Annotated in this window: 15 protein-coding genes; 5 read left to right on the forward strand and 10 right to left on the reverse strand. The window is 69.6% G+C overall.

What is annotated here, in order from left to right; all coding sequences use genetic code 11:
* The first annotated feature begins 11 nt into the window (after window positions 1-11).
* Both betB and betA read left to right on the forward strand, forming a co-directional pair.
* Window positions 12-1,472 (forward strand): betaine-aldehyde dehydrogenase, encoded by a 1,461-nt coding sequence (gene betB, locus DRV85_RS05005; RefSeq protein WP_113288328.1) that lies wholly within the window; start codon window positions 12-14, stop codon window positions 1,470-1,472.
* A gap of 37 nt (window positions 1,473-1,509) precedes the next feature.
* Window positions 1,510-3,165, forward strand: a complete 1,656-nt coding sequence (gene betA / locus DRV85_RS05010; protein WP_113288329.1) for a choline dehydrogenase — start codon at window positions 1,510-1,512, stop codon at window positions 3,163-3,165.
* Between the two features lie 199 nt (window positions 3,166-3,364).
* Here the strand turns inward: betA and DRV85_RS05015 are convergent, their stop codons facing one another.
* The 4 genes from DRV85_RS05015 to DRV85_RS05030 form a co-directional block, all read right to left on the reverse strand.
* The gene (locus DRV85_RS05015) at window positions 3,365-3,796 is read right to left on the reverse strand and encodes a universal stress protein (RefSeq protein WP_113288330.1); all 432 of its coding nucleotides are present in this window, start codon (window positions 3,794-3,796) and stop codon (window positions 3,365-3,367) included.
* On the reverse strand, window positions 3,793-6,417 hold the full coding sequence (locus DRV85_RS05020) for a TRAP transporter permease (RefSeq protein ID WP_113288331.1): 2,625 nt from the start codon (window positions 6,415-6,417) through the stop codon (window positions 3,793-3,795). The genes DRV85_RS05015 and DRV85_RS05020 overlap by 4 nt, the downstream gene beginning before the upstream one ends.
* A 68-nt stretch (window positions 6,418-6,485) precedes the next feature.
* A complete protein-coding gene (locus tag DRV85_RS05025) occupies window positions 6,486-7,454 on the reverse strand; it encodes a TAXI family TRAP transporter solute-binding subunit (protein ID WP_113288332.1) in 969 nt (322 codons plus the stop codon).
* 32 nt (window positions 7,455-7,486) lie between these two features.
* Window positions 7,487-8,350: a MurR/RpiR family transcriptional regulator gene (locus DRV85_RS05030; protein ID WP_233495400.1), complete on the reverse strand. Its 864-nt coding sequence runs from the start codon at window positions 8,348-8,350 to the stop codon at window positions 7,487-7,489.
* A gap of 106 nt (window positions 8,351-8,456) precedes the next feature.
* On the opposite strand from DRV85_RS05030, the gene DRV85_RS05035 reads away from it, so the two are divergent.
* Window positions 8,457-9,788 carry an aspartate aminotransferase family protein gene (locus tag DRV85_RS05035; protein WP_113288333.1) on the forward strand — a complete coding sequence of 444 codons (1,332 nt, stop codon included), beginning with the start codon at window positions 8,457-8,459 and terminating at the stop codon, window positions 9,786-9,788.
* Between the two features lie 110 nt (window positions 9,789-9,898).
* Here DRV85_RS05035 and ruvB read toward each other — a convergent pair whose 3' ends face one another.
* The 3 genes from ruvB to ruvC form a co-directional block, all read right to left on the reverse strand.
* Window positions 9,899-10,930 (reverse strand): Holliday junction branch migration DNA helicase RuvB, encoded by a 1,032-nt coding sequence (ruvB, locus tag DRV85_RS05040; RefSeq protein WP_113288334.1) that lies wholly within the window; start codon window positions 10,928-10,930, stop codon window positions 9,899-9,901.
* Between the two features lie 70 nt (window positions 10,931-11,000).
* Entirely contained in the window at window positions 11,001-11,669 is a 669-nt protein-coding gene (gene ruvA, locus DRV85_RS05045) for a Holliday junction branch migration protein RuvA (RefSeq protein WP_113288335.1), read from the reverse strand.
* Window positions 11,666-12,166 carry a crossover junction endodeoxyribonuclease RuvC gene (gene ruvC / locus DRV85_RS05050; protein WP_113288336.1) on the reverse strand — a complete coding sequence of 167 codons (501 nt, stop codon included), beginning with the start codon at window positions 12,164-12,166 and terminating at the stop codon, window positions 11,666-11,668. The genes ruvA and ruvC overlap by 4 nt, the downstream gene beginning before the upstream one ends.
* A gap of 324 nt (window positions 12,167-12,490) precedes the next feature.
* On the opposite strand from ruvC, the gene DRV85_RS05055 reads away from it, so the two are divergent.
* Window positions 12,491-12,691: a DUF1127 domain-containing protein gene (locus DRV85_RS05055; RefSeq protein ID WP_113288337.1), complete on the forward strand. Its 201-nt coding sequence runs from the start codon at window positions 12,491-12,493 to the stop codon at window positions 12,689-12,691.
* 83 nt (window positions 12,692-12,774) lie between these two features.
* Here DRV85_RS05055 and DRV85_RS05060 read toward each other — a convergent pair whose 3' ends face one another.
* From DRV85_RS05060 to DRV85_RS05070, 3 genes are all read right to left on the reverse strand, one after another.
* Window positions 12,775-13,113 carry a hypothetical protein gene (locus DRV85_RS05060; protein ID WP_113288338.1) on the reverse strand — a complete coding sequence of 113 codons (339 nt, stop codon included), beginning with the start codon at window positions 13,111-13,113 and terminating at the stop codon, window positions 12,775-12,777.
* 104 nt (window positions 13,114-13,217) lie between these two features.
* Complete coding sequence (locus tag DRV85_RS05065) at window positions 13,218-14,093, reverse strand: 50S ribosomal protein L11 methyltransferase (protein WP_113288339.1); 876 nt, start codon at window positions 14,091-14,093, stop codon at window positions 13,218-13,220.
* Between the two features lie 415 nt (window positions 14,094-14,508).
* Window positions 14,509-14,955, reverse strand: coding sequence for a cupin domain-containing protein (locus tag DRV85_RS05070; protein ID WP_113288381.1), 447 nt, complete (start codon window positions 14,953-14,955; stop codon window positions 14,509-14,511).
* A gap of 175 nt (window positions 14,956-15,130) precedes the next feature.
* On the opposite strand from DRV85_RS05070, the gene DRV85_RS05075 reads away from it, so the two are divergent.
* The gene (locus tag DRV85_RS05075; protein ID WP_113288340.1) at window positions 15,131-16,192 is read left to right on the forward strand and encodes a YeeE/YedE family protein; all 1,062 of its coding nucleotides are present in this window, start codon (window positions 15,131-15,133) and stop codon (window positions 16,190-16,192) included.
* Window positions 16,193-16,269 lie beyond the last annotated feature (77 nt).

The raw sequence follows: 16,269 nt of genomic DNA on the forward strand, positions 1-16,269 counted from the left end.
GAGGAACGCGGATGCCCGAAAGCCTGCAACCGGAGGCGAGCCACTTCATCGACGGCGCCTATGCCGAGGACGCCTCGGGCGATCTTCTGCCCGTGATCTATCCGGCCACCGGCGCCGAGATCGCGCGGCTGCACACAGCGACGCCGGCCATCCTCGACCGCGCGCTCGCCGCCGCAAAGCGCGCACAGGCCGAATGGGCCGCGCGCACCGGCGCCGAACGGGGGCGCGTGCTGCGCCGCGCCGCCGAGATCATCCGCGCGCGCAACCAGGACCTTTCGGTGCTCGAGACCCACGACACCGGCAAGCCGATCTCGGAGACCACCGTCGCCGACGCGACCTCTGCGGCCGACGCGCTGGAATGGTTCGGCTGCCTCGCTCCCACCCTCTCGGGCGAACACATTCCGCTGTCCGGCGGCGATTTCGTCTATACCCGCCGCGAGCCCCTCGGCGTCTGCGTGGGCCTCGGCGCCTGGAACTACCCCACCCAGATCGCGGCGTGGAAGGCCGCCCCCGCGCTCGCCTGCGGCAACGCCATGGTGTTCAAGCCCTCCGAAGAGACGCCGCTCTGCGCGCTGAAGCTCGCCGAGATCCTGGTCGAGGCGGGCGCGCCGCCGGGCCTCTTCAACGTGGTGCAGGGCGCGGGCGAGGTCGGGCGGGCGCTCGTCGCCGACCCCCGCGTGGCCAAGGTCTCGCTCACCGGCTCGGTCCCTACCGGGCAGCGCGTCTACGCCGCCGCCGCCGAGGGCATGAAGCACGTCACGATGGAACTGGGCGGCAAGTCGCCGCTGGTGGTCTTCGAGGACGCGGAGCTCGAGGACGCGGTCTCGGGCGCGATCATGGCGAACTTCTACTCCACCGGACAGGTCTGCTCGAACGGCACGCGGGTCTTCGTGCAGCGCGGCATCCGCGAGGCCTTCCTCGACCGCGTGACCGCGCGGATGGACGACGCCGTGATCGGCGACCCGATGGATGCGGCCACCACCATCGGCCCGATGGTGAGCGCACGGCAACGCGCGATCGTCGAGGACTACATCGCCAAGGGCGTCGAAGAAGGCGCGACGCTCGTCAAGGGCGGCCACCGCACCGGCAACGAAGGATTCTTCATCGAGCCCGCCCTCTTCGCCGACGTGACGGACGGGATGACCATCGCGCGCGAGGAGATCTTCGGCCCCGTCCTCTCGGTGCTCGACTTCGACACCGAGGAAGAGGCGCTGGCGCGCGCGAACGCCACGCCCTATGGCCTGGCCGCCGGCGTCTTCACCCGCGACATGGCCCGCGCCCACCGCATGGCGGCCGGCTTCCAGGCCGGCGCCACCTACATCAACACCTACAACCTCACGCCGGTGGAGGCCCCCTTCGGCGGCTCGAAGACGTCGGGCGTGGGGCGCGAGAACGGCAAGGCGGCGATCGAGTTCTACTCCGAGCTCAAGTCCGTCTACGTGGCCAACGGCCCCTGCGAGGCGCCCTTCTGATGGCGGCGCCGGCACACCCATCACCAAGAGCGGCGTGATGCAGGCCGACTACGTCATCGTGGGCGCCGGCAGCGCCGGCTGCGCGCTGGCCTTCAGGCTGTCGGAAGCCGGCCGCTCGGTCATCGTGATCGAGCACGGCGGCACGGATGCCGGCCCCTTCATCCAGATGCCCGGCGCGCTCTCCTACCCGATGAACATGCGCCGCTACGACTGGGGCTACGCCACCGAGCCCGAGCCGCACCTTGGCGGCCGCCGCCTCGCCTGCCCGCGCGGCAAGGTGATCGGCGGCTCGTCCTCGATCAACGGCATGGTCTACGTCCGCGGCCACGCCCGCGACTTCGACCACTGGGCCGAGGCGGGCGCGACCGGCTGGGCCTTTGCCGACGTGCTGCCCTACTACCAGCGGATGGAGAACTGGCACGACGGCGGGCGCGGCGGCGACCCGGCCTGGCGCGGGCGGCACGGCCCGCTGCACGTCAGCCGCGGCCCGGGCGACCATCCCTTCGTGCAGGCCTTCGTCGAGGCCGCGCGGCAGGCGGGCTACGGCTACACGCCCGATTACAACGGCGAAAGGCAGGAAGGCTTCGGCCCCAAGGACGCGACCATCTGGCAGGGGCGCCGCTGGTCCGCGGCATCGGCCTATCTCCGGCCCGCGCTGAAACGCCCGAACTGCACCCTCGTGCGCGCGCTCGCCCGCCGCGTCACCATCGAAGCGGGCCGCGCCACGGGCGTCGAGATCACCCGCCGCGGCCAGGTCGAGACCATCCGCGCCCGCGCCGAGGTGATCCTCGCCGCCTCCGCGATAAACTCGCCCAAGCTGCTGATGCTCTCAGGGATAGGCCCGGCCGACCACCTCCGCCAACACGGCCTGCCGGTGATCGCCGACCGCCCAGGCGTCGGGGCGAACCTGCAGGACCACCTCGAGGTCTACGTGCAATACGCCTCGACCCAGCCGATCAGCCTCTACCGCTACTGGAACCTGCCCGGAAAGGCCTGGGTCGGCGCGCGCTGGCTCTTCACGCGCCGCGGCCCGGGCGCCTCGAACCAGTTCGAGGCGGCGGGCTTCATCCGCTCGCGCGCCGGGGTGGCGTATCCCGACATCATGTTCCACTTCCTGCCCATCGCGGTGCGCTACGACGGCACGGTCGCCGCCGAAGGCCACGGCTTCCAGATCCACACCGGCCCGATGCGCTCGAAATCGCGCGGCACGGTGCGGCTCCGCGCCCCCGACCCCGCCGCGCCGCCTGCGATCCGCTTCAACTACATGAGCCACCCGGACGACTGGGAGGAGTTCCGCCGCGCCTTGCGCCTCACCCGCGAGATCGTGGCGCAGCCCGCCTTCGACCCCTTCCGCGGTGCAGAGATCCAGCCCGGCGAAACGGCACAGGACGACGCGGCGCTCGACGCCTTCGTGCGCGAGCACGCCGAAAGCGCCTATCACCCCTGCGGCACCTGCCGCATGGGCCGGGCGGACGACCACCACACCGTGGTGGACCCCGACTGCCGCGTGATCGGCGTGGAAGCCCTGCGCGTCGCCGACAGCTCGATCTTCCCGCGCATCACCAACGGCAACCTCAACGCCCCCTCGATCATGACGGGCGAGAAGGCCGCCGACCACATCCTCGGCCGCCGCCTGCCACCCTCGAACCTGCGCCCCTGGAGTCACCCCGACTGGCGCACCGCGCAGAGATAGGCCGGGGCTTTGCCCACCGACCGGGCGTCTCCGGTCGGCCGACGCAAGCCCCCCGGGCGTCCGCCCCACCCGATCGAACGCCGCCAACCTCATCCTTCTTCTTGGATCGAAATATCCTCGGGGGGTGAATGCCGCGCGAGCGGCAGAGGGGGGCAGACAGCCCCCCTTGCCCGGGTTGCAGATCGGCGCGGCGCCGGGCTCAGCGCACCACGTGCACCGAGCAGTTCGAGTGCCGCACGATCCGCGCCGCGTTGGGGCCGAGCAGATAGTCCTTGAAGTCGGGCTTGTGCGCGCCCACCACGATCAGCTGCGCCCCGTCGGTCTCGGCGACATGCAGGATCTCCTCGTAGGCGTTGCCGGTGGCGACGATGTGGCGGACCTTCGCGTTGGCCTCCTTGCCCAGCGCGCGCTCGACCAGGTCGTTGAGCCTGCGCCGGGCCTCCTCGACGGCCTTGTCGTGGTAGGACTTGTCGAAGAAATTGCTCACCACGCTCATGCCGTAGTCGGGGACCACGGTGATGACGTCGAGCTGCGCGCCGTAGAGCCCGGCGAGCCGCGCCGCCTCTTCCAGCACGTGGATGTCGCGATTCTCGTTCGAGATGTCGACGGCGCAGAGAACCGGGCCGGTCATGCGGGCACCTCCGTCTCGTCGGGGCGCCGGGGCAGCCGGGCGCGCTGCAGGAGCGCCACCAACCCCAGCAACAGCAGCGCGGGAATGAACATCAGCTCCTTGGGCAGCTGGTCGGCCGGCGCCTTGACGCTGTCGATGGTCATCGGCCGGTCGGCGTAGAAGTCGAAGTTCAGGAAGGTCTCGGAGAAGGGCGTGCCGAACATCGGTTCCTCGAAGCTGACCTCGCCGGTCTCGAGCGGCACCAGCGTGAGGCCGAACTCGTCCAGAAGCTCCTCGCCGGGCGCGTCGCGCTCCACCGGCAGGACAAGCGTGGTTTCGGTGATCTCGCCGGTGTCGAAGTCCGGGCCGGAGACGACGATGCGGAGCTCCTCGCCCGGGCTCGCCTCTTCCAGCGCCTGCGCGAGGTTGGCCGGCTCGATCATGCGGAAGGGCGGCTGGATCTGGTCCATGAAGAAGCCGGGGCGGAAGAGCGCGAAGGCGATGAGGATCAGCGCCATGCTCTCGTAGATCCGGTTCTTCGTCACGAACCAGCCCATGGTGCCGGCGGTGAAGATCAGGATCGCCGCCGTCGCCACCACGAAGGTCACGATCCCCTGCACCCAGGTCACGTCGATCAGCAGCAGGTTGGTGTTGAAGATGAAGAAGAAGGGCAGCACGACCGTGCGCAGCGAGTAGAAGAACGCCGTGAAGCCCGTGCGGATCGCGTCGCCCCCCGAGACGGCGGCGGCCGCGAAGCTCGCCAGCCCCACGGGCGGCGTCACGTCGGCCATGATCCCGAAGTAAAAGACGAAAAGATGCACCGCGATCAGCGGCACGATCAGCCCCGACTGCGCGCCAAGCTCGACGACCACCGCGGCCATCAGGGAACTCACGACGATGTAGTTGGCCGTCGTGGGCAGCCCCATGCCGAGGATCAGGCTGAGCACCCCCACCATGATCAGCATCAGGATCAGGTTGCCGCCCGACAGGAACTCGACGAGATCGGCCATCACCTGCCCCACCCCCGTCAGCGTCACGGTGCCCACGATCACCCCGGCCGTCGCCGTGGCGAGGCCGATGCCGATCATGTTGCGCGCGCCGTCGATCAGGCCCTGGATCAGGTCCATGACCCCCCATTTGACGCGGGAGGCCAGGTCGCTCTCGCCGCGGAACATGGCCTTGAGCGGCCGCTGCGTCAGCAGGATCACGAAAAGCAGCATGGTGGCCCAGAAGGCCGAAAGCCCGGGCGACTTCTGCTCGATCATCAGGAAGTAGACGAGCACCACGATGGGCAGCAGGAAATAGAGCCCGGTGCGATAGATCTCGCCGATCTCGGGCAGCCGGACGTCTTCCGAATTGGGATCGTCGGGCTGCAGGTCGGGGGCCTGCGCCGCGAACCACAATAGCGCGAGATAGGCGAGGATCAGCAGCGCCGAGAGGATCCAGCCCGCGCCTTCGGGAACCAGCGCGGTGATCCAGCCCACCGGATACTGGATGCCGTAGCAGAGCGCGGCGAAGCCGATGAAGAAGGCCGCCATGCCGCCGATCGTCCGGCCCAGGCTGACGACCCGGTCGCCCAGCGTCGGCATGTTCTGCTTCACCGCCTCGAGGTGCACGATATAGACCAGCGCGATGTAGCTGATCGCCGCCGGCAGGAAGGCGTGGGTGATGACCTCGACGTAGGAGATGCCCACATATTCCACCATCAGGAAGGCCGCCGCGCCCATCACGGGCGGCATGATCTGCCCGTTGACGGAACTGGCGACCTCGACCGCGCCGGCCTTTTCGCTGGTGAAGCCCACCCGCTTCATCAGCGGAATGGTGAAGGTGCCGGTGGTCACGACGTTCGCGATGGAAGAGCCCGAGATCAGGCCCGTGGCCGCCGACCCCAGCACCGCGGCCTTGGCCGGCCCGCCCCGCAGGTGGCCGAGCGCGCCGAAGGCCATCTTGATGAAGTAGTTGCCGGCGCCCGCCTTCTCCAGCAGCGCACCGAAGAGCACGAAGAGAAAGACGAACTTGGTGGAGACGCCGAGCGCGATGCCGAAGACGCCTTCGGAGGTGATCCACATGTGGCTCATCGCCTTCTGGAGCGAGGCCCCCTTCCAGCGGATCACCTCGGGCACCCAGTTGCCCGAGCCGAAGAAAACATACATCAAAAAGATCGTGGCGATGATCGCCATCGCCGGCCCCAGCGCCCGGCGGGCGCCCTCGAAAAGCAGGATCAGACCGGCCAGCGCGAACCACTTGTCGGTGTCGTCGGCCAGCCCCCCCGACTGCACGATCTTTTCGTAGAAGAAGAGCCCGTAGAGCGCGATGAACGCCCCCAGGAGCGCCATGACCCAGTCATGGATCGGCACGAATTTTCGCGGGCTCGAGCGGAAGGCGGGATAGGCCAGGAAGGCCAGGAAGATCGCGAAGGCCAGGTGGATCTGGCGCGAGTTGTTGATGATGTCGCCGGGAAAGATGTAGTTGGCGAGCGGCGAGGCAAGCAGAACCTGGAAAACCGACCAGGCGACCGCGACGGCGGCGATCAGAAGCGCGACGGCGCCGCCCGGATCGCGCGCGCCGGCGTCCGAAGAGGCGACCAGTTCCTGAAGCTCCTCCTCGGTAAGCCCCGCGCGGTTGGTATTCTGATCGCTCATGTGCCGGCCTCCGCCTCGCCCGTCTCGGAAAGCGGCGGGGCGCCCGCGCGCCCCGCCCTGTCAGACCGTCACTCGATCAGGCCGGCCTCGCGGTAGTATTTCTCCGCGCCCGGATGCAGCGGCGCAGAGAGACCGTCGGAGACCATCTCTTCCTTCTTCAGCACGGCGAAGGCCGGGTGCAGCTGCTGGAAGTCGTCGAAGTTCTCGAAGACCGCCTTCACCACCGTATAGACCGCGTCCTCCGAGACGTTGGCCGAGGTGACGAAGGTCGCGCCCACGCCGAAGGTCGTGGTGTCCTCGTCATTGCCGCGATACATGCCGCCCGGGATGGTCGCCATGCGGTAGTAGGGACGGTCCTCCACCAGCTGGCGGATCGTCTCGTTGTCCACCTCGACCAGCACCGAATCGCAGGCGGTCGTCGCTTCCTGGATCGAGCCAGAGGGGTGGCCGACGGTATAGACCATCGCGTCGATCTGGTTGTCGCAGAGCGCCGCGGACTGCTCGGCCGCCTTGAGCTCGGTGGCGAGCTCGAAGTCGTCCGTGGTCCAGCCCATCGCCTCCATCACGACTTCCATGGTGCCGCGCTGGCCCGAGCCGGGGTTGCCGATGTTCACGCGCTTGCCCTTGAGATCCCCGAAGGTCTCGATGCCGGCATCGGCGCGCGCCACCACGGTGAAGGGCTCGGGGTGCACGGAGAAGACCGCGCGCAGATCCTCGAAGGCGCCGTCCTCCTCGAAGCGGGACGTGCCGTTGTAGGCGTGATACTGCCAGTCGGACTGCGCCACGCCGAACTCGAGCTCGCCCGCGCGGATGGTGTTGATGTTGTAGATCGAACCGCCGGTCGATTCGACCGAGCAGCGGATCCCGTGATCCTTCCGATCGCGGTTCACTAGGCGGCAGATCGCGCCGCCGGTGGGGTAATAGACGCCGGTGACGCCCCCGGTGCCGATCGTGATGAAATCCTGCGCGAAGGCCGCAGGCGCCATCAGCGTGGCGGCCACCGCCCCGGCGACGGTCAGTCTGGCTTTATGGAACATTGCACTCTCCCTTTCTGGTTGCGGGTCGTCGGTCAGCCGTCCCGGACCTCGTCCAGGCGGCGGGTCATCGCCTCCACCTCCGCGACGCGCTCGCGGGCGGCATCGCCTGCGCGTCCGGCGATCATGCCGAGGATCGTCTCGAGAAGAAACAGCGTCGCGGTGTAGGAGGAGAAGAAATGCGCGCTCCGGCTCGGCACGATGAAGCTCTCGTGCGCGACGGCGAGCGCGGGACAGGCGTGGGTGTCGGTCAGCACCACCGTGAAGGCGCCCGCCTCCCGCGCGAGTTCGGCCGCCCGGATCGAGCGCCGCGCGAAGGGCGGCTTGGTCAGCACCAGGACCGCGTCCTGCGGCCCAAGGCCCGCCAGGGCAGCGCCGAGCGAGACGCCCCCCTCCCCGGCCACCTGCCAGTCCGAGGCGAGGAAACTGGCGGCATAGCCGACATGCTCGAGGATCCCGGCCGATCCCAGCGCGCCGACGAGCACAACGCGGCGCGCCGCGCCAAGCCGCTCTGCCACGGCTTCGAGCCGGGCGGGATCGAGCCCTCTGGAAACGCGCTCGATGTTCGCGACGCAGTCCGCCGAATGCACCGCGAGAAAGCTCTCCTCGCCGGCGCGATGCCGCGCCCGAAGCCGCTCCGCGCGTTCGTGGAAACTGCCGATGCGGCGGTCGATGCCCTGGCGCACGTCCTCGCGCAGCGCCGCGAAACTCTCGTAGCCCACCCGGCGCGCCATGCGCGAGAAGGTCGCCGGCGGCAGACCGCTGTCCTCGGCCACGGCGCGCAGGCTGCGCGTCGTCACGTCCAGCGGATGCTGCGCGACGTAATCCGCTGCCTGGCGCAGCCGCGCGCTCAGCGTCCCGTAGGTTTCCGCGAGCTTCCGGTCGAGCGATCCGGCCACGTCATTCCCCCTTGCGTCAACCGTTTCACTCCGTTTCAGCTCTTGTCAAGAAATGAGTCATGTGTTTCGCTTCCGGCGAAGCTCCAGCGCCCGGAGCGCCCTGCGCATGACCGTCACCTCCTCCCGCGTCTTTCCCCGCCACACCGGATCGCGCCCGCCCGTCGCGGTGCGCGGCGAGGGCTGCTACATCATCGGCGCCGACGGACGGCGCTGGCTGGATGGCTCGGGCGGCGCCGCAGTCTCCTGCCTCGGCCATTCCGACCCGGAGGTGATCGCGGCGATCCGCGAACAGGCCGGCACGCTCGCCTTCGCGCATACGGGTTTTTTCACCTCCGAACCCGCCGAGCGTCTCGCGGACCGCCTGATCGCACAGGCCCCCGCGGGGATCGAGCGCGTCTACCTCGTCTCCGGCGGCTCCGAGGCCGTCGAGGCGGCGCTGAAGCTCGCACGGCAATATTTCCTCGAGATCGGCCAGCCGGACCGCCACCGCATCATCGCGCGACGGCAGAGCTACCACGGCAACACGCTGGGCGCGCTCGCCGCAGGCGGCAACGCCTGGCGCCGCGAACCTTTCGCGCCGCTCCTGATGGAAACGACCCATGTCGCCCCCTGCTACGAATACAGGGGCCGCGCGCCCGGCGAGAGCGCCGAGGACTACGGCAGCCGGGTTGCCCAGGAACTCGAATCCGAGATCCTGCGCCTCGGCCCCGAGACGGTGGCCGCCTTCATCGCCGAACCCGTCGTTGGCGCGACGGCCGGCGCCGTGCCGCCGGTGCCGGGCTATTTCGCCCGCATCCGCGAGATCTGCGACCGATACGGCGTGTTGCTGATCCTCGACGAGGTGATGTGCGGCATGGGCCGGACCGGCACGCTCTTCGCCTGCGAACAGGACGGCATCGCCCCCGACATCGTCACCATCGCCAAGGGCCTCGGCGCGGGCTACCAACCGGTGGGCGCCATGCTGTGCTCGGGCGCGATCTATGCCGCGATCGAGGCGGGCTCGGGCTTCTTCCAGCACGGGCACACCTACATCGGCCACCCGGTCGCCTGCGCGGCCGCCGACGCCGTTGTGGCGAAACTCACCGAGGGCGGCATGGTCGCGCGCGCCGCCGCGACCGGGGCGAAGCTTCGCACGGCGCTCGAGGACGCCTTCGGCCAGCACCCGCATGTGGGCGACATCCGCGGGCGCGGCATGTTTCTGGGGCTCGAGTTCGTCGAGGACCGCGAAACCAAGGCGCCCTTCGATCCCTCTCGAGCCCTGCACAAGCACCTCAAGGCCGCCGCCTTCGAGGCCGGGCTGATCTGCTACCCAATGGGCGGCACCATCGACGGCCGCCAGGGCGACCACGTGCTGCTCGCTCCGCCGTTCACCCTGACCGACGACCAGATCGGCGAACTGGTGGAGAAGCTGGGCCGCGCCGTCGACGCCGTCTTCTGACCCACCGCAAGGCGCCGACGCCCGGTCCTTCTTCTTGGGGTCAAATATCCTCGGGGGGTGAATGCCGCGTCAGCGGCAGAGGGGGGCAGACAGCCCCCCTTCTCCTGCCCTCAATCCTCGAAAAGCCCAGGCTGGCCCGGCGGGGCGGGGGGCGCGAGGCCCAGGTGCGACCAGCCCCGCGGGGCGAGCATCCGGCCGCGCGGCGTGCGCTGGATCAGCCCCTGTTGCAGCAGGTAGGGCTCGATCACCTCTTCCAGTGCGTCGCGGCTTTCCGACAGCGCGGCCGAGATCGTCTCGATCCCCACCGGGCCCCCCATGTAGCTCTCGGCGATGAGGCGCAGATAGCGCCTGTCCGCCGCGTCCAGCCCGATCCCGTCGACGCCCAGCCGCGTGAGCGCGCCGTCCGCGAGATCGCGCGTCACCTGCCCGTCGCCCTCGACGACGGCGAAATCGACCACCCGGCGCAACAGCCGCCCGGCGATCCGCGGGGTGCCGCGGGCGCGGCGCGCGATCTCCGCGGCGCCGGCGGGCTCGGCCGAGATCCCGAGCTTCGCGGCATTGCGCGCCACGATCTCGGTCAGTTCGGCCACCTCGTAGAACTCCAGCCGCACGGGGATGCCGAAACGGTCGCGCAGCGGCGTGGTCAAGAGCCCCAGCCGCGTCGTAGCGCCCACCAGCGTGAAGGGTTGCAGCTCGATCCGCACGGTGCGCGCCGCGGGCCCCTCGCCGATCACGAGGTCGAGCTCGAAGTCCTCCATCGCCGGATAGAGAATCTCCTCGACCACCGGGTTGAGGCGGTGGATCTCGTCGATGAAGAGCACGTCGCGCGGCTCGAGATTGGTGAGGATCGCGGCGAGATCTCCGGCCTTGGCGAGCACGGGGCCGCTCGTCATGCGAAAGTTCACGCCGAGTTCGCGCGCGACGATCTGCGCCAGCGTCGTCTTGCCGAGGCCGGGCGGGCCGAAGAACAGCGTGTGATCCATCGCCTCGCCGCGGTGCCGCGCGGAGTCGAGGAAGACGCGCAGGTTGGCGCGTGCCTCGGCCTGCCCGATGAACTCCGAGAGCGCCAGCGGGCGCAGCGCGCGGTCCGCGTCGCCCGATTGTCGTTCGGGGCGCAGGGTGGGGTCGGGGCCGGCGGTCATCGCTCTTCCAGCCCGTGCGGGCTGTCATCGCGAAGAGGGACCGTCAGGGACCGATGAGCGCGCATCTCTCCTACCCCTTCGGCGCCAGGCGCCGGAGCGCCGCGCGGATCAGCGTTGCGGTGTCGGCCTCGGGCGTCTCGTGCTGCGCCTCGGCGACGGCCGCCGCCGCCTCGCCCGGGGCGTAGCCCAGGTTGCCGAGAGCCGAAAGCGCCTCGGCGCGCGCGGGCGCCGCGGCAGCGGGGCGTGGCGCAGGCTCAGGCGCCTCCGCGTCTGCCGCGGCCGGCTCCGGCGCATCTGCCAGAGGCACCGACGCACCGGCATGGTCGAGCGCCATGACGCTCGGCGCCTTGTCGCGCAGCTCGTTGACGACGCGCTGCGCGGTCTTGGGCCCCACGCCTTTCGCCGCCTTGATCGCCGACCAGTCGCCCAGCGCGACTGCGCGGCTCACACCGTCCGCGCCCAGCGCGCCGAGGATCGCGAGCGAGGCCTTGGCCCCGACCCCCTGCACCCGCATCAGCAGGCGGTGCCACTCCCGCTCGCCCAGCGTGAGAAAACCGTAGAGCTGCAGCAGGTCCTCGCGCACCAGCAGGTCGGTCCAGAGCGCCACCGGCTCGCCCGGCCCCGGCAGCGCGCCCAGGGTGCGATCGGAGCAGTGCACCACGTAGCCCACGCCGCGCACGTCGATGAGCACATGATCCTCGGCGCGATATTCGATCCGCCCGGCGAGCCGCCCGATCATCGCGCGGCCCCCGCAAGCGCATGCAGCCGCCGGCCGCGAGAATGGTGCGCATGACAGATCGCCACCGCCAGCGCGTCCGCCGCGTCCGGCCCCGCCAGCTGCACGCCGGGCAGCTGCATCCGCACCATGTGCTGGATCTGCTCCTTCGCGGCGTGGCCCACGCCCACCACCGTCTTCTTCACCTGGTTCGGGGCGTATTCGTCGACCGGGAGGCCCGCCTGCGCCGGCACCAGCAGCGCGATGCCGCGGGCCTGGCCCAGCTTGAGCGTCCCGGCCGCGTCCTTGTTGACGAAGGTCTGCTCGACCGCCGCGCAGTCCGGGCCATAACGCGCGACGATATCGGTCAGCTGCCGGTGCAGCGACAGCAGCCGCTCCGCGAGACCGCCCTCGCCGGACAGGCAATGCCCGTTGGCGAGATGGGAGAGTCGGCCCCCATCGGCCTCGATCACCCCCCATCCGAGGGTGCGCAAGCCCGGATCGATCCCGAGAACCCGCATGACTGCCCCTGCCTGTTGCTTTTCCGACGCACTAGCACGAAAGGCGAACAACCGCCAATGGGAAAGCGGCACGTGGTCAGAAAGCGACACCTGTGTCGCGGACAGGCCACCCCTGATCCGAAAGCGACATCCAGAGGTCTCCGCGCGACAATCCGGCGCCCGATTTTTGTTTCAATTTCAGATCATTGCCACCTGTCAAGAGGCATGTCGCCGCTGCATGTGACCCATGCATTCTTGGTCATTGTGCGGGGCTTCGAACCCGCCTAGGTGCTGCGTGTCAGACACAGGAGCGGCTTCGCTCCAGGCAGGCACAGGAGGCTGGAAATGGCTGTATTCGACACCACCCGTACGTCCTACGGCAAACCGGCCGTGCCCGGCCGCATGTCGTTCGGATTCCCGGGGATGCTTGGCGCCCTCGCGGCATGGAACGACGCACGCGTCACCCGCAAGGCTCTCTCGAAGCTCAGCGACCGCGAGCTCGAGGATATCGGCCTGACGCGCAGCGACATCGACCGGATCGGCTGAAGCAGGACGAAAGCTGAAAATGCAAGGCCCGGCCGTCACGGCCGGGTCTTTCTCGTTCGGCCGGGCGGCGGCGCCGCGTTGGCTCAGTTCAGCAGCGGCCAGAGGCGCGCGGCGACCCATTTCGACGCCGGATCCGCCTGCATGATCCAGGCGCCTGCCTGCTCGACCACCGTACCGTTGCTCAGGGTCTCCAGACGCTCCGCGTAGAGTTCGCCGCCGAGATCTGCGAGCACGAGCCCCTTGAAGGCGATGAAGCCGGCGGCCAGCAGCAAAAGCCCTCGCAGCGGCACGCGAATCCGCGCCCGCCGGGGTCGCATCGAAACGAGGCCGGTGCGATCGATGAATGGCACGCCGCCGCGTGCCATCTTTCGATGCTTGCGCTCAATCCGGCGCACGCGCTTGTCGAACTCGAGAAAGGCCATGGCAGCCTCCGCATATCGGCCCCCACCGATATGACGCACAGTTTGGCCAGAAATGTGGCAAGAATGGGGCAATTCCGCAGAAAGCCCTGAAAATAAGGGGGCAATTATGGCATCTTCCGGAATTCAAGGGTCAGCCAATCGACAATCCTCTCTTCACGGACCAAATTGAAGCCGTGGCGTGCATAATGCGCCGCCACATCTTCGCCTTGTTCCGCGAGTATTCCAGACAGAATCAGTCGTCCCCCCGGCGTGCAATGCGTCGCCATCTCCGGGGCGAGGGCGATCAGCGGTCCCTTGAGAATATTCGCGACGATCAGACCGAACGGCGCCGCAGTTGCAATATCCGGATGATCGAAGCCCTCGGCCACCACGCAGTCGATCCGGCCCAGCAACCCGTTCGCGGCGAGGTTCGCCATGGCCACCTCGACCGCCACGGGATCGTTGTCGGAGGCGAGGATCGTCGCGGAGGGCCAGAGCCGGGCCGCAGCCATGGCAAGCACCGCAGTGCCGCAGCCGATGTCCGCGACGCTGCGGGGCGCGATCCCCTCGTCCGCCAGCCGGTCGAGCGCCCGCAGGCAGCCCTGCGTCGTGCCGTGATGCCCGGTGCCGAAGGCCATGCTGGCCTCGATCAGAAGCGCCTCGGCCCCTTCGGGGACGCGATCCGCGTCATGCGCACCGTGCACGAAGAAGCGCCCCGCTTCCACCGGCGCGAGTTCGCGCCGGACATGCGCGACCCAGTCGGTTTTGGGCAGCACCGAGACCGTGAAGCGCGCCGCGCCGTGCGCCGCGGCCAGCAGCGCCAGCGCCACCTCGTCCGGGCCTTCGTCGAAATAGGCGCCAACCTCCCACAGGCCCGAGCCGTCCTCGATCTCGAAGACGCCGACGCCGGTGGGCGCGGGCTCCAGCGCCTCCATCGCCTCGCCGAGCGCCTCGGCGGCATCGCGGCCCTTCAGCGTGGTCAGGGCGGTAAAGGTGGGCATCGGCGCACTCCTTGGGGTTATCGCGGGTCGTGGCAGCGACGGCGGGGGGCGTCAAGCTGGCAGACAGGCGTCGGGTCGGATCATGCGCCTCACGGCATGCACGGTGCTCGGTGGAGGCCGGTCGGACCGTGCCGGAGACCCTCCGCGGTCAGCGATGCCTCCCGCGCGGGTTTCCGACCTGGCTCCTTCTTTCAAGCCTATCCGTGATCCGCTGCGCGCGGCGGACTCTGCGGATGCGCCGCTCCCGCACCCAGGAGACGGCCGAACCGGCCACCGAAACCGTCACGATGCCAAGGAGCAGGCTCGCAAAGAAATCAGCCATGCGGGAACGGGAGAGCATCCGCCCGTCAGATGCGTTTTCGATCGCTGCCTTTCATGCTATTCGCGCGATCTGCAGCGCAAGGGCGCGGCCGGCTCAGCTCGCCACGCGAAAGCGGTAGTCCACCTCGGCGAAGCGGCCGCGCGGGAAACCGTAGGCGAAGCTCAGGCCGAAGGCGCCGGCCTCGACCTCGTGCTCGGCCTCCGACGGGATGAAGATCGCGACGCCGGGCGCGATACGGTGCGCGACGCCCTCCACCGTCACTGTGCCGTCTCCGGAGAGGCCGAAGTAGAACTCCGAGGGCGCGTGGCGATGCGGCTCCAGCCGGTCGCCTGGGCCGAACTCGGCCACCCCGAGCACCATGTCGCTCGTGGGCGTGCGGTCGGCGCAGATCAGCGTGCGCCAGCGCACCGTGCCGAAGGCCGGATCGGCGCCGCCCTCAAGCGCGACCTGCGTGGCATCCACGACCACGGGCGCGAGATGGAGACTTTCGGGGTGTGCCATGCACAGCGTGGCGGGGTCGCAGTCGGTGATATCGGTCATGGCGGCGCTCCTGATCCGCGGGCTGGCATGCAGATAGGGCCGCGCGCGAGCGGGCTCGCGCCTGCGCGCGACACGCTCCGGGTCGTTTTCGCGCGACGTGATCTGCATCAAGGCGCGGCACCGACGGCCGTGGCAGTGAGCCGCTTGTCCGACCCTGTGCGAGGGAGGCGGCGACATGGACATCATCCCCCTGCTGGAGCGGATCGGCGAGGCGCCCGCGGCGGCGCTCTTCGGCGTTCTGACCGGCCTGGTCTTCGGCGTGGCGGCGCAGCGGTCGCGCTTCTGTCTGCGCGCGGCGACGGTGGAATTCGCGCGCGGCCGGATGGGCGACAAGGTCGCGGTCTGGCTGCTCACCTTCTCCACGGCGCTGGTCTGGGTGCAGGCGGCCGCGCTGACGGGGCTGATGCGCCCCGACGACGCGCGCATGATGGCGGTGCCCGGCAGCTGGTCGGGCGCGATCATCGGCGGGCTGATGTTCGGCGCGGGCATGGTGCTGGCGCGGGGCTGCTCGGGCCGCCTGCTGGTGCTGGCGGCGACCGGCAACCTGCGCTCGGTGGTCTCGGGCCTGATCTTCGCCGTGGTCGCCCAGATGGCGCTGGCCGGCTGGCTCGCGCCCGCCCGCGACCGGCTCGCGGGGCTATGGGTCACCGAAGGCGGGCAGAACCTGAACCTGCTGACCTGGGCCGGCCTGCCGCAGTGGGGCGGTCTCGCGCTGGGTCTCGGAATCGCCGTGCTCGCGCTCGAGCTGTCCCGACGCAACCGGATCGGCCCCGCGCGGCTGATCTTCGCCTCCGGCGTGGGCTTCTCCGTGGCCGTCGGCTACTACCTGACCTTCACGCTGGCGCAGGTGGCCTTCGACCCGGTGACCATCGAGAGCGTCACTTTCACCGGCCCCTCCGCCGGCACGCTGATGTTCACGCTCGACAGGGCCGCGATTCTCGATTTCGACATCGGGTTGGTGCCGGGCGTCTTCCTCGGCGCCTTCCTCGCCGCCTGGTGGAGCCGCGAGCTGAAATTCCAGGGCTTCGAGAGCGAGGTCAACATGCGCAAGGCGATGATCGGCGCGGCGATGATGGGCTTCGGCGGCATGCTCGCCGGCGGCTGCGCGATCGGCGCGGGCGTCACCGGCGGGTCGATCTTCGCCGGCACGGCGCTGATGGCGCTCTTCTGCATGTGGGTGGGTGCGATGGTCACGGATCTCCTTGTCGATCAGCGCGCGGCGGCGCAGGCGGCCTGACCGTCTCCTTTCAATGGTCCACAAATACCCATTCTGCGCTCCGGCCCCGGCACCAGCGCTGCGGCACGGGACGGGCT

It is taken from the genome of Rhodosalinus halophilus (assembly GCF_003298775.1).
Taxonomy (GTDB): domain Bacteria; phylum Pseudomonadota; class Alphaproteobacteria; order Rhodobacterales; family Rhodobacteraceae; genus Rhodosalinus; species Rhodosalinus halophilus.

Excerpts from the sequence above, each read along its gene's own strand:
- ruvB (WP_113288334.1), bottom strand. The coding sequence starts at position 10,930 with ATGACCGCCGGCCCCGACCCCACCCTGCGCCCCGAACGACAATCGGGC.
- betA (WP_113288329.1), top strand. The coding sequence starts at position 1,510 with ATGCAGGCCGACTACGTCATCGTGGGCGCCGGCAGCGCCGGCTGCGCG.
- DRV85_RS05065 (WP_113288339.1), bottom strand. The coding sequence starts at position 14,093 with ATGCCCACCTTTACCGCCCTGACCACGCTGAAGGGCCGCGATGCCGCC.
- DRV85_RS05015 (WP_113288330.1), bottom strand. The coding sequence starts at position 3,796 with ATGACCGGCCCGGTTCTCTGCGCCGTCGACATCTCGAACGAGAATCGC.
- DRV85_RS05075 (WP_113288340.1), top strand. The coding sequence starts at position 15,131 with ATGGACATCATCCCCCTGCTGGAGCGGATCGGCGAGGCGCCCGCGGCG.
- DRV85_RS05055 (WP_113288337.1), top strand. The coding sequence starts at position 12,491 with ATGGCTGTATTCGACACCACCCGTACGTCCTACGGCAAACCGGCCGTG.
- DRV85_RS05020 (WP_113288331.1), bottom strand. The coding sequence starts at position 6,417 with ATGAGCGATCAGAATACCAACCGCGCGGGGCTTACCGAGGAGGAGCTT.
- ruvA (WP_113288335.1), bottom strand. The coding sequence starts at position 11,669 with ATGATCGGGCGGCTCGCCGGGCGGATCGAATATCGCGCCGAGGATCAT.
- DRV85_RS05070 (WP_113288381.1), bottom strand. The coding sequence starts at position 14,955 with ATGACCGATATCACCGACTGCGACCCCGCCACGCTGTGCATGGCACAC.
- ruvC (WP_113288336.1), bottom strand. The coding sequence starts at position 12,166 with ATGCGGGTTCTCGGGATCGATCCGGGCTTGCGCACCCTCGGATGGGGG.
- DRV85_RS05025 (WP_113288332.1), bottom strand. The coding sequence starts at position 7,454 with ATGTTCCATAAAGCCAGACTGACCGTCGCCGGGGCGGTGGCCGCCACG.
- DRV85_RS05060 (WP_113288338.1), bottom strand. The coding sequence starts at position 13,113 with ATGGCCTTTCTCGAGTTCGACAAGCGCGTGCGCCGGATTGAGCGCAAG.
- DRV85_RS05035 (WP_113288333.1), top strand. The coding sequence starts at position 8,457 with ATGACCGTCACCTCCTCCCGCGTCTTTCCCCGCCACACCGGATCGCGC.
- betB (WP_113288328.1), top strand. The coding sequence starts at position 12 with ATGCCCGAAAGCCTGCAACCGGAGGCGAGCCACTTCATCGACGGCGCC.